The following is a 12,910-nucleotide window of genomic DNA, read 5'->3' on the forward strand; positions in this document are numbered from 1 at the left end:
AACCCATGATGAAGCTGGTCATACTGCTGCTCGGTGGCACCCTCTGGGGTGGCCTGCTCGCCGCAACCCCTGACAGGAACACCCATCAGGCCGGGCTGGATCGGGCCTGTGCCAACGCCCGGCAACAACAGACCATACAGGGGAGGCAGCAGCGCATCGACGCCTGCGTCAGGGCGGGCGGCAAGACGACCCGCTGCCAGCAGGAGTACGCCAGCCTCGGCCAGCGCACCGGCAATGAACTCCCCTATGTGTCATCCCTGCCTCCCTGCCAGCAGGCCGAGGCCTACCGCAAGAGTGACCGGCAATGAACCGAGGAGACAATATGACCCCACCCCACGAGCTGACCCTGCAATTTCTCGCCGAACCCGCCGACGTCAACTTCGGTGGCAAGGTCCATGGCGGCATGGTGATGAAGTGGATCGATCAGGCCGGCTACGCCTGCGCCGCCGGCTGGTGTGGCGGCTATGCCGTCACCGTCTATGTGGGGGGCATCCGCTTCCTGCGCCCCATCCAGATAGGCCAGCTGGTGGAGGTGCACGCCAGGGTGATCCACACCGGCACCACCAGCATGCACCTGGCGGTGGACGTCTACAGCCGCCACCCCACTGACCCTGCGCGCCACAAGACCACCCACTGCATCATCATCTTCGTGGCCATGGACGAGCACGGCAAGCCGAGCCCGGTGCCCCAGTGGCAGCCGGTGAGCGAGCAGGAGCTGAGCCTGCAGCAGTACGCCAAGAAACTGATGGCCCTGCGCGAGGAGCTCGACAAGGAGATGCGCCAGCACATGTGAAACCCGTCATCCCCCGGGCAGCCGGGGCGTGTCTTCACCGCCCGGGGCGCTATAATGGCGCACCCGCAGCCCCACGAGAAACCAAGATGTCACTGGAAACTGCACCGCCCGAGGTCAAACTCGCGGTGGATCTGATAGAACTGCTGGAAACCAACCAGATTGCCCCGGAGCTCGCCCTGGCGGCGCTCGCCATCGTCCGCCAGGACTATGAGCGCAAGCTCGAGGAAGGCCGGGCGCACTGACGCGCTCACCTCGGCGCTGTCCCTTCACCCCTTTCCCTTCAACCCTTCTCCTACAACCCGGGAGGCACCATGTCAGACCCCGTTCGCTTCGAAACCGGCAAGGCCATGCTGCTTGGCGGCCTGCGCCGCCATCACAGCTTCCAGCACGGCGACTTCGGTGGCCAGTGGCGTGACTTCAGCGCCCTCGGCCCCCTGCCGGGTCAGCTGGGGGAGCACGCCTACGGCGTCATCTGCGGCGCCGACGAGAGCGGCTGCGAATATATGTGTGCAGTTGAAGTGAGCGCCCTGGAAGTGCTGCCTCCGACCCTGGGCCGGATGCGCATCAGCCCCCAGACCTATGCGGTCTTTCGCCATCTGGGCCATGTGGATGCCCTGCCGCACACCTGGCAGCAGGCGCTGGCGTGGCTCGCGCAATCCGATTACGACTCTGCCCACAAGCCGGACTTTGAGCGCTACGGCGACGCCTTTGACCCGGATAGCGGCAGCGGCGAGGTGGAACTCTGGCTCGCCGTGGTGCCCAGACAAGCCCTGGCCTGAGGGGCCAAGACGAGGGCAGCCTTCACCGTTGACCCGGATAGCGGCAGCGGCGAGGTGGAGCTCTGGCTCGCCGTGGTGCCCAGACAAGCCCTGGCCTGAGGGGCCAAGACGAGGGCGGCCTTCACAGTTAACCCGGATAGCGGCAGCGGCGAGGTGGAACTCTGGCTCGCCGTGGTGCCCAGACAAGCCCTCGTCTGAGGGGCCAAGACGAGGGCGGCCTTCACAGGGCACGTCTCACCAGGGCACTGTTTCGGCGCCGTGTTGTCCCCCTCAGCGCGCTACGATTGCCTCCTCCCCCATCACCTCGTCGCAGAGGGCGATCAGGGCCTCGCACAGCCGGCTGAGGGGCTCACTGCCCCCCGCCCCCAGGTGCAGGGCCAGCTCCACCGGACGCACCGCGGGCCAGTGTGTCAGCTCCACCTGCTCCGGTTGCAACAAGCGGGCGGGCAGCAGGCTCACCCCTATGCCCGCGCTCACCGCCCCCTGCAGGCTGGCGAGACTGGCACTCACGTAGGCGATGCGCCAGGCAATGCCCCTGGCATCCAGGGCGTCGGTTATCTGGCGCCGATAGAGCCCTTCGCTCGGAAACACCACCAGGGGAACAGGATCCCGCTCGCTGGCTGGCCACTCCCGGCTGTCGACCCAGGCGAGCGGCTCGCGCCAGCGGGCGATGGGCTCCCCCTGCCCGCGCCCCTGCTTGATCAGCGCCAGATCCAGCTCTCCCCCTTCGAACGCCTGCCAGATCTCGTGACTCAGCCCGCTTTGCACCTCCAGCCTCACCTCGGGGTATTGCCGGGCGAAAGCCGCCAGCACAGGGGTCATGGCGCCGGCGGCAAAATCCTCAGGCACCCCGAGGCGCAGGGGCTGGCTGGCCTCCCCCACCCGCTCCCCCGCCCGGGCCAGCAGCCCCAGGATGCGGCGCGCCAGCCCGAGCAGTGTCTCCCCCTGGGCCGTGGTCACCACCTGGCGGCCGGATCGGTCGAGCAGCGGACAACCGAGCTGCTGCTCGAGGCGGCGCATCTGCTGGCTGATGGTGGACTGGGTCAGGTGCATCCGCTCGCCGGCACGGGTGAAACTGCCGGTCTCGACGATGGCGACAAAGCTCTGCAGCAGGTGGGGATCCAGCAAGGGTCGCTCCATGGGGGGATTCTCCATTTATAAAATCACTGAAAGTCATTTTATCATTTAATTTCCAAATGACTTGCGGGCCCGTTAGGCTGCCGTCACCCCCCTCTTTTGCCAGGATGAACCCATGTCACAGCCTCCCCACTCCGGTGCCCGCCCAGTGAACGCCCTCAGTGCCGTCTCCGCCCCCAGCCATCAGGGGTGGCTGGAGCAGACCCTGCAGTTGGCCCTGACCCACCGCCAGCAGGGGGGCCGCCCCTTCGCCGCCCTCCTGGTGCGAGACAACCAGCTGGTGGCGAGCGCCGTCAACCGCATGCTGGAGGCGGGGGATCCCACCCGCCATGCCGAGCTGGAGGCGCTGCGGGAGGGGAGCCGCCAGGGGCCCCTTGCGGGCGCCGTGGTCTACGCGAGCGGCCACCCCTGCCCCATGTGCCTGTGCGCCCTGGTGATGAATGGCATCAGCGCCGTCTACTACGCCTTCGACAATGAAGACGCGGCCCCCTTCGGCTTTGACAGCAGCGCCAGTTACCACAGGCTGCGACTGCCCCTCAACCCGCCGCCCCTGCCCCTCGTCAAGCTGCCGAGCCCCATCCCGGCCGCCGCCCTCTACGGCCCCCAGTCCCATGGTTAAGCGCCCGCTCCCCTCCGGCAGCGGCGCCCTGCTGGTGCTGGTGGTGCTCATTGGCATCAACCTGCGCCCCTTCCTCACCGCCATCGGCCCCCTGGCGGGGCAGATAGACGCCCAGCTGGGCCTCGGCATGGAGAGGCTGGCCTGGGTCACCCTGCTGCCGCTGCTGCTGATCGGGGTCGGCGTCCTGCTCACCCCGGCCCTGCTCGACAAGGCCGGGCCACGCCCCCTGCTCGGTGCGGCCCTGTTGCTGCTGATGCTGGGCAGCGCCCTGCGCCTCGATCTCGCGAGCGGTACCCTGCTTATCGTCAGCGCCGCCCTGTGCGGGCTGGGGTCGGCCCTGGTGCAGGGGACACTGCCCGGCCTCATCAAGGGGACGTTCGCGGGCAAGGTGCCCCTGGTGATGGGGATCTTCTCGGCCTGCATGATGGGGGGCGGGGCGCTCGGGGCCGTGCTCACCCCCAGGCTCGCCGCGCACCTCGACTGGTCCCGGGCGCTGGCCCTGTGGAGCCTGCCGGTGCTGCTGGCCCTGGTCTGGCTCGGCTGGCGGGTGCGCCTGCCCACCGCCGCGCCGCACGCCCCCCTATCAGGGGAGCCGCGGCTGATCGCGCTGCCCCGAGCCTGGCTGCTGATCGTCTGCTTTGGCATCATCAACAGCGGCTACGGCATCGTCGTGGCCTGGCTGGCCCCCGCCTACCTGGCGCTGGGGTGGAGCCCCCAGCAGGGGGGCGAGCTGGTGGCCTGGCTGGCCCTGGCCCAGACTGCCAGCGGCCTGGGTCTGCCACTGCTGGCGGCGCGCAAGGAGGACAGGCGCCCCTGGATGGGGCTGGCCATTGTGATGCAGGTGGCGGGCTTTGGCGGCCTCTGGCTAGCCCCGCAAATCGCCCCCATCCTCTGGTGCCTGCTGTGCGGCGCCGGCCTTGGCGGCAGCTTCTCCCTCATCATGGTGATTGCGCTGGATCACCTGCCAGACCCCAGGCGCGCCGGTAGCCTCAGTGCCCTGATGCAGGGGGTCGGCTTCATCCTGGCGGCCACCGGCCCCTGGGTGGCGGCCCGCCTCCATCACCTGAGCGGCGACTTCGCCAGCGCCTGGCAGTGGCAGTTGGGGGGGCTGGCGCTGATGAGCCTGCTGGTGCTGCGCCTGGATCCGCGTCACTACGCCCGGGTGATGGGGGACAAGGTGATGGGGCAGCCCGCCCCGCCCCTCACCCAAGGGCCCCGGACGGCACAAAGCAATACACCGGCCTAGGGCCGGTGTATCGAGCAGGTTGAAAAGCGAGTGACGGGGCGCCTTAGCGCCCCTTCTTCTGCCGTCCACCCTGGTTGGTGCGCGGTTTGCCCGCGGTGGCAGGCTTGCCCCCCTTGGCAGGGGCTCCCTTGCCAGCGGCGCCTTTAGCAGCGGCTCCCTTGCCCACGCCGCCCTTGCCTGCGGGGCTCTTCTTCTCGAAGGCCTCCGGGCCCGGCACATTGGGGCGCCCGCCAATCTCGTGATCGTCGTCCCGGCGCGGCTTCTTGCCCTGGGCTGGTTTGGCGGTTTGCGCCGCCGGGGTCTTGGGTTTCTCCCCCTTGGCCGGTTTCACCTCGGAGGAGGAGTCTTCAATGAGCTTGAACAGCTCGATCAGCTCGTCGTCGGTGAGATCGCGCCACTCCCCCACCGGCAGCCCCTTGAGGCTGACGTTCATGATGCGGATGCGCTCGAGCTTGGTCACCTCGAAGCCGAAGTGCTCGCACATGCGGCGGATCTGGCGATTGAGCCCCTGCACCAGGGTGATGCGAAACACGAAGGGCGCCTCTTTCTTCACCTTGCACTTCTTGGTGACGGCGCCGAGGATGGGCACCCCGGCCCCCATGCCCCGGATAAAGTCATCGGTCACCGGCTTGTCCACGGTCACCAGATACTCTTTCTCGTGATCGTTGCCCGCCCGCAGTATCTTGTTCACCAGATCCCCGTGGTTGGTGAGGAAGATGAGCCCCTGGGAGTCCTTGTCGAGGCGGCCGATGGGGAAGATGCGGGTGCTGTGGTTGACGAAGTCGACTATGTTGTCCTTCTCCCCCGCCTCCGTAGTGGAGACGATGCCCACCGGCTTGTTTAGCACGATGAAGACCAGGCTGTCCGCCTCCCGCGCCTCTATCACTTGACCGTTGACCTTGACCAGATCCCCGGCAAACACCTGATCGCCGATCCCGGCCCGCTTGCCGTTGATGTAGACATGGCCCTGCTCGATGAAGCGATCAGCCTCGCGACGGGAGCAGATGCCGCTCTCGCTGATGTATTTGTTCAGGCGCATGGATTCATCGGCCAGCATGGGTCACCTGCCAGATAGTGGAGTTCAAAAGAAGTGTCGGCTCAGTCAGCCGGGTCATGGTCGGGTTGGTCTGCATACAGTTCCATCAACAAAAAAGAATCTACAAATAGAATCAACAAAAAAGATCTACAAAAAGCGCCTGCAATCAGTCTCTTCAAAAGGGCAAGCCCGCCCTTTCTTCAAAAAAACGCCGCTACAGTAGCATATTGCGCCATCCCTTGCCCCGCCCCGTGCACCGGATCCTGCCATCTGCCCCGAAGAGGGCCGTCGCCCGGCGGATGCGGTCTCGCAGATAAGGCTCCCCTTGTCCAATCGCCCCCTCCCTTGCCCCTGCTCTGGCCCTCCTCTCCCCTGCCCCGGCCCCACCTGGAGCGACAGGCCTGCGACCGCAGAGAGCCTCGAAGGATACCCATCGAGAGGGATGAACTAAAACTTGCTATTTATTGACCAAAAATGCATAAAAAGATTTTCGTCGGCGCGAATTATCACCCTGATGTCGGCCATGCAGCGGCGTCATCGCCATCATTGTCGGCAATTACCGCAACGAAACAAATTTTTATCCGTATTCACTTTCAACGTCGAATATAAAGCGGGGTGCGGCGCCGACCCTTCTCTGGCAAGAGGCCAATTTCCCTTTATTACAGGAGTTACAGATGAGTCATTCCCTCTCTCAGGAGGCATTCCTGGCCCAGGTGGCCAGCCGCAACCCCCACCAACCCGAGTTCATCCAGGCGGTGAGCGAGGTCGTCGCCTCCATCTGGCCCTATGTGGCGCGTCACCCCCGCTACCTGCAACACGGCCTGCTGGAGCGGCTGGTGGAGCCCGAGCGCCTCGTGCAGTTTCGGGTGAGCTGGGTGGATGACCAGGGTCAGGTGCAGGTGAACCGTGGCTACCGCATCCAGCACAACAGCGCCATCGGTCCCTTCAAGGGGGGCATGCGCTTCCACCCCTCGGTGGATCTCTCGGTGCTGAAATTCCTCGCCTTCGAGCAGACCTTCAAGAACGCCCTCACCACCCTGCCCATGGGCGGCGGCAAGGGGGGCAGCGATTTCGATCCCAAGGGCAAGAGCGAAGGGGAGGTGATGCGCTTCTGCCAGGCGCTGATGCTGGAGCTCTATCGCCACCTCGGGGCCAACACAGACGTGCCGGCCGGTGACATCGGGGTGGGCGGGCGCGAGGTGAGCTACATGGCGGGCATGATGAAGAAGCTCACCAACAGCGCCGAGTGCGTCTTCACCGGCAAGGGGCTCTCCTTTGGCGGCAGCCTGATCCGCCCGGAAGCCACCGGCTACGGCCTGCTCTACTTCGTCCAGGCCATGCTGGCCCACCGCGGCCAGTCCCTCGATGGCATGCGGGTCTCGGTGTCGGGCTCGGGCAACGTGGCCCAGTACGCCATCGAGAAGGCGATGGCGCTCGGCGCCCGGGTCATCACCGCCTCCGACTCCGGCGGCACCGTCTATGATCCTGACGGCTTCACCCCAGAGAAGCTGGCCCGCCTGATGGCGCTCAAAAACGAGCAGCGCAAGCGGGTGGCGGATTACGCCCATGAGTTGGGGCTGGAGTTCTTCACCGGTCGTACCCCCTGGCATCTGGCGACCGATGTCGCCCTCCCCTGCGCCACCCAGAACGAGCTGGATGCATCGGATGCCGCCGCCCTGATCGCGAACGGCGTACAGCTGGTGGCCGAGGGGGCCAACATGCCCTCCAGCGCCGCCGCCATCCGCCTCTTCCACGAATCAAGGGTGCTGTTCGCCCCGGGCAAGGCCGCCAACGCCGGTGGGGTCGCCACCTCGGGCCTCGAGATGAGCCAGAATGCCCAGCGCCTCTCCTGGAGCCGGGAGGAGGTGGACGCCCGCCTCAAGGGGATCATGAGCAGCATCCACGCCACCTGCGTGCGCTACGGCCAGGTGGATCAGGGCCAGGATGACGGCCATGTGAACTACGAAAGCGGCGCCAATATCGCCGGCTTCGTCAAGGTGGCCGACGCCATGCTGGCGCAAGGGGTTTGCTAGTCACGCCACTCCCGAAACGTCCCCCAAAGCAGCAGGGCAGCCCATGGCTGCCCTGCTGCGTTAGATGCGTCGAGGTGGCTTTCATCAGGGCGATCGCCTGTGATGTCGGCGCCACTTCACACCCACTTCACCCAGCCATGACACCCTCACTCCTCTTTCATGCGCGAACGAGAACAACCAGATGACCACGACCCTAGGCGCCCTCCTGATCCTGGCCGGGCTCGGCTGCTTTGTGGCCTTCAACCTCGCAGGCTCCACAGTGGATGCAGAGGGGTTCCTGCACGAGCCCTTTGCCCTGCTGCCACTGGGCTATCTGCTGCTCTTCAGCGGCATGGTGCTCAGCTTGCGCCCTCTGCTGCGCAGGGCCCTCGCCAAAGGGGAAGAAAGCCGGCCCTGATGCGTCAGAGGCACTCAGCGATAGCGGCTGATCTCGATGAGATTCTGATCCGGATCCAGGCAATAGACAGATTCGATGGGGCCGCAGGCACCGCTCTTCGTCACCGGCCCCTCCACTATCTCGACCCCCTGGCTCGCGAGCTGGGCCATCACCTGATCCAGGGGCCAGCGGGTGATGAGGCAGAGATCCCCAGAGCCCACCTGAGCCCGGTTACGCGGCTCCTCCCCCAGCAACTGCAGATTGATCTTCTGGTTGCCAAAGCGCAAGGCCCGGCGCCCCGCCCCGAAGGTGATGGGCTCCATCTTGAAGGCGCGGCTGTAAAACCCCACCGCCCGCTCTATGTCGCTCACCGTCAATACCAGATGGTCGATATGGCTGATCATGCTTGCTCCCTGTGGTGGTGACTGCCACCCCATCATAGCCAGTCCCCTTGGCAGAGACTGTGTCTTGGCGCACATCCATTATCCCTAACCATTTCTTTTATCAGGGAAATACGCCTTATCGTACGGCGGCGCAGGCCTTGTCGCGCTGGGCAAGCAGGGCTTCGTCCTCGCTCTCCATGGCCGCCAGAATGGCCTGATTGCAGGCCCGCTCCGCGAGCTTCGCCGGGCTCTGCTTGGCATCGGCGATCTCCGCAATCATGGGCCGATAGCCGATGGCGGCCGAGCAGTACATGGTGCGGTACTTAGGGAGCTGCCAGCTACTGTCATCCTGGCGCGATAACTCATCGCACAACTTGCCAAACAGCGCCCTTGCCTTGACCGTACACTGACTGAAGCGCCGCACATCCTGCTCATAGGGACGGCAGACGCTGTTCTGTTTGATCTGCCAGAGCTGAAATGAGAAGGGAATCTGCTCCCCTTCATACTGCACCACCAGCGCCTTGACCTCGGTGCCATAGATATCCGTCACCTGCTGCTGCACCAGATTGAGATAAGCCGAAAAAAGATAAGAGATCGGATCCATCACCACCTCCCTGTGGTTGGCTTAGGTGGCACGCAATCAACACCCACTTCCCATTATTGGGTCCTGATGGCACCCATCAGACTGTGTAAAAACCAGCCTACTGATTTATCTACATAAATCTATTGATAAGACACAGGTTTTTCGACATTTCAGCTGAAGGATGGTGCCGATTGGATTAAGATGCGCACCATCAAATGCAACTCGGATGAAACCACCCTTATGCCTGAAGTGGCATAGGGAGGGGGTATCGGACGCGAGGAGTCGGCTTTGCGCAAGACATGGACGGAAGAAGAGTTAAGGGCAACGGTGGCCGCCTATCTGGATATGCACGGCAAGGCGTTGGATGGCGTCCCCTTTGTCAAAAAGCACTATTACACTGAGCTAGCTGCACGATTCGCCCGCTCTGAGAAATCATTTGAATATCGGATGCAAAATATCTCTCACATCTGCGTGTTGATGGGCAGGGCCTGGGTCTCCGGACTAAAACCAGCCAAGAATGTTGGCCCGCAGAATGCCTCTATTATTGAACGCCTACTCTGTGAGCTCGATGGCCAACCTTATAGCGGACAGGCCGAATTCGAGCATCGGCTCATTCAATATAAAGAGAAGCCAATCTCTCCTCTTCCCCTCGGAGTAAAAGAGCCCTCACAGCGCGACCTGACCACGACGAGTTATGTGAGGGATCCACGGGTCAAAGCCTGGGTACTCGTCGCCGCAGCCTCGAGATGCGAGTGTTGTGATGCACAGGCCCCCTTTATCACGGTCACCGGGGAACCCTTTCTCGAGGTTCATCACCTGCGCACCTTAGCGGAAGGTGGCTCAGATACCATCGGCAACACGGTCGCCCTCTGCCCTAATTGCCACCGCGAGCTGCACTTTGGCGCCAACAAAGAGGCGCGCCGAGACGCGCTTTACCAAAAGATCCCAAGACTCATCAGAGAGTAAGGGTGCCTGACAATTTGCTCCTCATAGACAGCTCGCCCATGGCGAGCTGTCTACTGTGGATGCCTGCTCGCTCCATTTACCACTTCTCCCCTCGGCGGACTGCAAAGACGCTGCGGCTCACCCAGGCATACAGGACAGTGGCTGTGATCCCCACCTGTCTATACCCCTGATTTTAAAGCGGGAAAATTTGGAACCCGCCTTTGGACTGGGCGTGGGAGGGCCTTACCATCGGGGGATAAATTCAGTGCTTTTACTCTGATCCAGGGCCCATTTTGGTACGTATCGCTGGCCGGTTTGGGGCACCTCTGGTGTACAATCCCCAGCCCGATTTTCCTCTCCAGTCCGGCCATGGCTCAGGCCGTTTTTCATCCCAGAGTGAGTGACAGTGACCGCGACCCACCCCATGCTCGACAGTTATTACAGCCAGGATCTGGTGTTTTTCTCCATCCTAGTGGCGGTGCTCGCCTCTTACACGGCGCTGAACATGACGAGCCGGGTGAGCCAGAGTCAGGGACGGGCCGCCGCCCTCTGGCTCGCGGGGGGCGCCTTCGCCATGGGGCTGGGCATCTGGTCCATGCACTTCATCGGCATGCTCGCCTTCAACCTGCCCATAGCGCTCGGTTACGATCTGACCCTCACCGGCCTCTCCCTGGTGGCGGCCATCGGCTCCTCGGCCTTCGCGCTCTGGCTGGTGAGCCGCCCCGAGCTGCCCTGGCGCCACGTCGCGGGGGGCGCCCTGCTGATGGGGGCCGGTATCGCCACCATGCACTACATCGGCATGGCGGCCATGAAGATAGATCCCGGCATTCATTACCACCGCGGCCTCTTCGTGCTCTCCATCCTGATCGCCGTGCTCGCCTCCGGCGCCGCGCTCTGGATAGCGTTTCGCCTGCGCAACAGCACGCCGCGCGCCTTCTTTCGCAAGGCCCTCGCCTCCCTGGTGATGGGGGCCGCCATCATCGGCATGCACTACACCGGCATGGCGGCGGCCCAGTTCCCGGAAGGGAGCCTGTGCGGCGCCCTCTATACCGGCCTCGATACCCAGTGGCTGGCGACCGTGGTCATCATAGTGACCCTGGCGGTGTTCGCCATCGCCCTGGTGCTCTCCCTGCTGGATGCCCACGCCGCGCGCCTCTCGACCTCCTTGCACCTGGCCCACGACGAATTGCTCAAGCTGGCGCTTCATGACAGCCTGACCCGGCTGCCGAACCGGCTGCTGTTTGCCGACCGGCTGGAGCAGCGCATCCAGGAGTGCCAGCACAGCCAGCGCAGCTTCTCCCTGCTGTTTCTCGATCTCGACGGCTTCAAGATCATCAACGATGCCCACGGTCACCACACGGGAGACCTGCTGCTGGCCGAGGTGGCGGCGCGGATCACCGGGCTGCTTGGGGGGAGCGACACCGCCTCGCGCTTTGGCGGCGACGAGTTCGTGCTGGCCCTGGCACCGGGGGATATCACCCAGACCACCGCCTTCGCCGAGCGGCTGCTGGCAGCCCTGGCCCAGCCCTACCCCTGGGAGCACCACAGCCTGCACATCACCGCCAGCATCGGCATCGCCGTCTATCCCCAGGATGGCACCAGCCTGCACGAGCTGATCCTCAACGCCGATGCCGCCATGTACTACGCCAAGGAGCGGGGGCGCAACGACTACTACTACTTCGACAGCGCCATGAATGCCAACGCCCACCAGCAGTTCCTGCTGCAAAAGGAGCTGCGCCATGCCCTGGAGCGGGGGGAGCTCGCCCTGCACTATCAACCCAAGTACGACGCCCGCAGCGGCCAGGTGGTCGGCGCCGAGGCGCTGCTGCGCTGGCAGCATCCGGAACATGGCGCCATCTCCCCGGCCAGCTTCCTGCCCCTGGCGGAGAAGACCCGGCTCATCATCCCCATCGGCAACTGGGTCATCGACGAGGCGTGCCGCCAGATGAGCTCCTGGCGGGAGGCGGGTCATCACGACTGGAGTGTGGCGGTCAATCTCTCCACCATACAGCTGGCCAGCCCCGGCTTGCTGGAGGTGGTGGAGGCTGCCCTCTCCCGCCACCGGCTCGAGGCGCGCCACCTCACCCTGGAGATCACCGAATCCACCGCCATGCAGAACGCCGAGGAGAGCCTGGCCATCCTCAATCGCCTGGCAGAGCTGGGGCTCGGCATCTCCATCGATGACTTCGGCACCGGCTACTCCAGCCTGCTCTACCTCAAGCGCTTCCCCGCCAACGAGCTCAAGATAGACAAGGGCTTCGTCGCCACCCTGGAGCAGGGGGGCGACGATGCCACCATCATCGGCGCCATCATCGCCCTGGGCCAGGCCCTGGGAATGCGCATCGTGGCCGAAGGGGTAGAGACCCCGCAGCAGCGCACCCTGCTGACCCAGCTCGGCTGCGACACCCTGCAGGGCTATCTGCTGGGGCGCCCCATGGCGGGGGAGCAGTTGCTTGCCCGCTGTGCCCCCGATGCCCCCCGGCTCGCGCTGGAGGGTGTGCTCGCCTGATCCTGCCTGACGGGTGCAGATCCACCCAGGCCCGAAGGACTATCCCACGGCGTCATGGCTTCCCATCCTCTCCCCCATGCCAGCCGATCCGGGGAGGGACCTGCGGTCCAGTACAGTTCACGTACAGACAGCCGGTGCTCTAATCACTTCGTACCGCGTACCGCGTACGGCAGTGCAGCCCCCTTCTTGCCCGCGTATTCCACGGTACGACTGGAACAGATTGCCTGATCTGGCGCAGGCGGACTGGCAAGGACAATTTCCCTCCCCATCAACGGGACTGTGCCACAACAGATGACCACCTTGATCATCCTGACATGCAGTCGGGTTCAGCCAGTGCCACCACCAGGGGCATCGAGGGCAGACAACCACATAACCGACCAAGATACCCCATGTTCGAAAAAACGATGGCAAATCAACCAGAGCCCACCCGGATTTCGTCCGTGCTGCTACCTTGCACCCGTCATCGGACTG

14 protein-coding genes are annotated in these 12,910 nt (G+C 64.3%); 10 read left to right on the forward strand and 4 right to left on the reverse strand.

All coding sequences use genetic code 11. The features are described from left to right. Positions 1 to 5 precede the first annotated feature (5 nt). The 4 genes from AC1IN8_RS03905 to AC1IN8_RS03920 all read left to right on the forward strand — a co-directional run bounded on the left by AC1IN8_RS03905 (position 6) and on the right by AC1IN8_RS03920 (position 1,572). Positions 6 to 308: a hypothetical protein gene (locus tag AC1IN8_RS03905; protein WP_479758129.1), complete on the forward strand. Its 303-nt coding sequence runs from the start codon at positions 6 to 8 to the stop codon at positions 306 to 308. 14 nt (positions 309 to 322) lie between these two features. Continuing rightward, positions 323 to 793, forward strand: a complete 471-nt coding sequence (locus AC1IN8_RS03910; RefSeq protein WP_479758130.1) for an acyl-CoA thioesterase — start codon at positions 323 to 325, stop codon at positions 791 to 793. 86 nt (positions 794 to 879) lie between these two features. Then, on the forward strand, positions 880 to 1,035 hold the full coding sequence (gene rsmS / locus AC1IN8_RS03915) for a pleiotropic regulatory protein RsmS (protein WP_139435937.1): 156 nt from the start codon (positions 880 to 882) through the stop codon (positions 1,033 to 1,035). A gap of 69 nt (positions 1,036 to 1,104) precedes the next feature. Further along, the gene (locus AC1IN8_RS03920) at positions 1,105 to 1,572 is read left to right on the forward strand and encodes a GyrI-like domain-containing protein (protein ID WP_265437489.1); all 468 of its coding nucleotides are present in this window, start codon (positions 1,105 to 1,107) and stop codon (positions 1,570 to 1,572) included. 270 nt (positions 1,573 to 1,842) lie between these two features. On the opposite strand, the gene AC1IN8_RS03925 is transcribed toward AC1IN8_RS03920, so the two are convergent. Next, complete coding sequence (locus AC1IN8_RS03925; RefSeq protein WP_479758459.1) at positions 1,843 to 2,700, reverse strand: LysR family transcriptional regulator; 858 nt, start codon at positions 2,698 to 2,700, stop codon at positions 1,843 to 1,845. Positions 2,701 to 2,824: 124 nt separating this feature from the next. Here AC1IN8_RS03925 and AC1IN8_RS03930 point away from each other — a divergent pair, with 124 nt between their 5' ends. Together AC1IN8_RS03930 and AC1IN8_RS03935 are read left to right on the forward strand one after the other, a co-directional pair. Then, a complete protein-coding gene (locus AC1IN8_RS03930) occupies positions 2,825 to 3,328 on the forward strand; it encodes a nucleoside deaminase (RefSeq protein WP_247626806.1) in 504 nt (167 codons plus the stop codon). Continuing rightward, complete coding sequence (locus AC1IN8_RS03935; protein WP_479758132.1) at positions 3,321 to 4,574, forward strand: cyanate transporter; 1,254 nt, start codon at positions 3,321 to 3,323, stop codon at positions 4,572 to 4,574. Before AC1IN8_RS03930 ends, AC1IN8_RS03935 begins: the two co-directional genes overlap by 8 nt. Before the next feature lie 43 nt (positions 4,575 to 4,617). Here AC1IN8_RS03935 and rluF read toward each other — a convergent pair whose 3' ends face one another. Then, on the reverse strand, positions 4,618 to 5,631 hold the full coding sequence (rluF, locus tag AC1IN8_RS03940; protein WP_479758134.1) for a 23S rRNA pseudouridine(2604) synthase RluF: 1,014 nt from the start codon (positions 5,629 to 5,631) through the stop codon (positions 4,618 to 4,620). Positions 5,632 to 6,284: 653 nt separating this feature from the next. Here rluF and gdhA point away from each other — a divergent pair. Together gdhA and AC1IN8_RS03950 are read left to right on the forward strand one after the other, a co-directional pair. Then, positions 6,285 to 7,643 carry an NADP-specific glutamate dehydrogenase gene (gene gdhA, locus AC1IN8_RS03945; RefSeq protein WP_479758136.1) on the forward strand — a complete coding sequence of 453 codons (1,359 nt, stop codon included), beginning with the start codon at positions 6,285 to 6,287 and terminating at the stop codon, positions 7,641 to 7,643. 181 nt (positions 7,644 to 7,824) lie between these two features. Then, entirely contained in the window at positions 7,825 to 8,040 is a 216-nt protein-coding gene (locus tag AC1IN8_RS03950) for a DUF3955 domain-containing protein (protein WP_479758137.1), read from the forward strand. 14 nt (positions 8,041 to 8,054) lie between these two features. Here the strand turns inward: AC1IN8_RS03950 and AC1IN8_RS03955 are convergent, their stop codons facing one another. Beyond that, positions 8,055 to 8,423, reverse strand: a complete 369-nt coding sequence (locus AC1IN8_RS03955) for a VOC family protein (protein ID WP_247626811.1) — start codon at positions 8,421 to 8,423, stop codon at positions 8,055 to 8,057. A 115-nt stretch (positions 8,424 to 8,538) separates the two neighbouring features. Further along, positions 8,539 to 9,006, reverse strand: coding sequence for a hypothetical protein (locus tag AC1IN8_RS03960; RefSeq protein ID WP_479758138.1), 468 nt, complete (start codon positions 9,004 to 9,006; stop codon positions 8,539 to 8,541). Positions 9,007 to 9,273: 267 nt separating this feature from the next. Here AC1IN8_RS03960 and AC1IN8_RS03965 point away from each other — a divergent pair, with 267 nt between their 5' ends. Both AC1IN8_RS03965 and AC1IN8_RS03970 read left to right on the forward strand, forming a co-directional pair. Further along, positions 9,274 to 9,951 (forward strand): HNH endonuclease, encoded by a 678-nt coding sequence (locus AC1IN8_RS03965; RefSeq protein ID WP_479758139.1) that lies wholly within the window; start codon positions 9,274 to 9,276, stop codon positions 9,949 to 9,951. 385 nt (positions 9,952 to 10,336) lie between these two features. Further along, complete coding sequence (locus tag AC1IN8_RS03970; protein ID WP_479758140.1) at positions 10,337 to 12,439, forward strand: putative bifunctional diguanylate cyclase/phosphodiesterase; 2,103 nt, start codon at positions 10,337 to 10,339, stop codon at positions 12,437 to 12,439. The last annotated feature ends 471 nt before the right edge of the window (positions 12,440 to 12,910 follow it).

This window comes from Aeromonas sp. 130281 (assembly GCF_056642115.1).

Bases quoted from the DNA above. Each gene is read 5' to 3' on its own strand.
- AC1IN8_RS03905 (WP_479758129.1), top strand. From the start codon at position 6: ATGATGAAGCTGGTCATACTGCTGCTCGGTGGCACCCTCTGGGGTGGC.
- AC1IN8_RS03910 (WP_479758130.1), top strand. From the start codon at position 323: ATGACCCCACCCCACGAGCTGACCCTGCAATTTCTCGCCGAACCCGCC.
- rsmS (WP_139435937.1), top strand. From the start codon at position 880: ATGTCACTGGAAACTGCACCGCCCGAGGTCAAACTCGCGGTGGATCTG.
- AC1IN8_RS03920 (WP_265437489.1), top strand. From the start codon at position 1,105: ATGTCAGACCCCGTTCGCTTCGAAACCGGCAAGGCCATGCTGCTTGGC.
- AC1IN8_RS03930 (WP_247626806.1), top strand. From the start codon at position 2,825: ATGTCACAGCCTCCCCACTCCGGTGCCCGCCCAGTGAACGCCCTCAGT.
- AC1IN8_RS03935 (WP_479758132.1), top strand. From the start codon at position 3,321: ATGGTTAAGCGCCCGCTCCCCTCCGGCAGCGGCGCCCTGCTGGTGCTG.
- rluF (WP_479758134.1), bottom strand. From the start codon at position 5,631: ATGCTGGCCGATGAATCCATGCGCCTGAACAAATACATCAGCGAGAGC.
- gdhA (WP_479758136.1), top strand. From the start codon at position 6,285: ATGAGTCATTCCCTCTCTCAGGAGGCATTCCTGGCCCAGGTGGCCAGC.
- AC1IN8_RS03950 (WP_479758137.1), top strand. From the start codon at position 7,825: ATGACCACGACCCTAGGCGCCCTCCTGATCCTGGCCGGGCTCGGCTGC.
- AC1IN8_RS03955 (WP_247626811.1), bottom strand. From the start codon at position 8,423: ATGATCAGCCATATCGACCATCTGGTATTGACGGTGAGCGACATAGAG.
- AC1IN8_RS03960 (WP_479758138.1), bottom strand. From the start codon at position 9,006: ATGGATCCGATCTCTTATCTTTTTTCGGCTTATCTCAATCTGGTGCAG.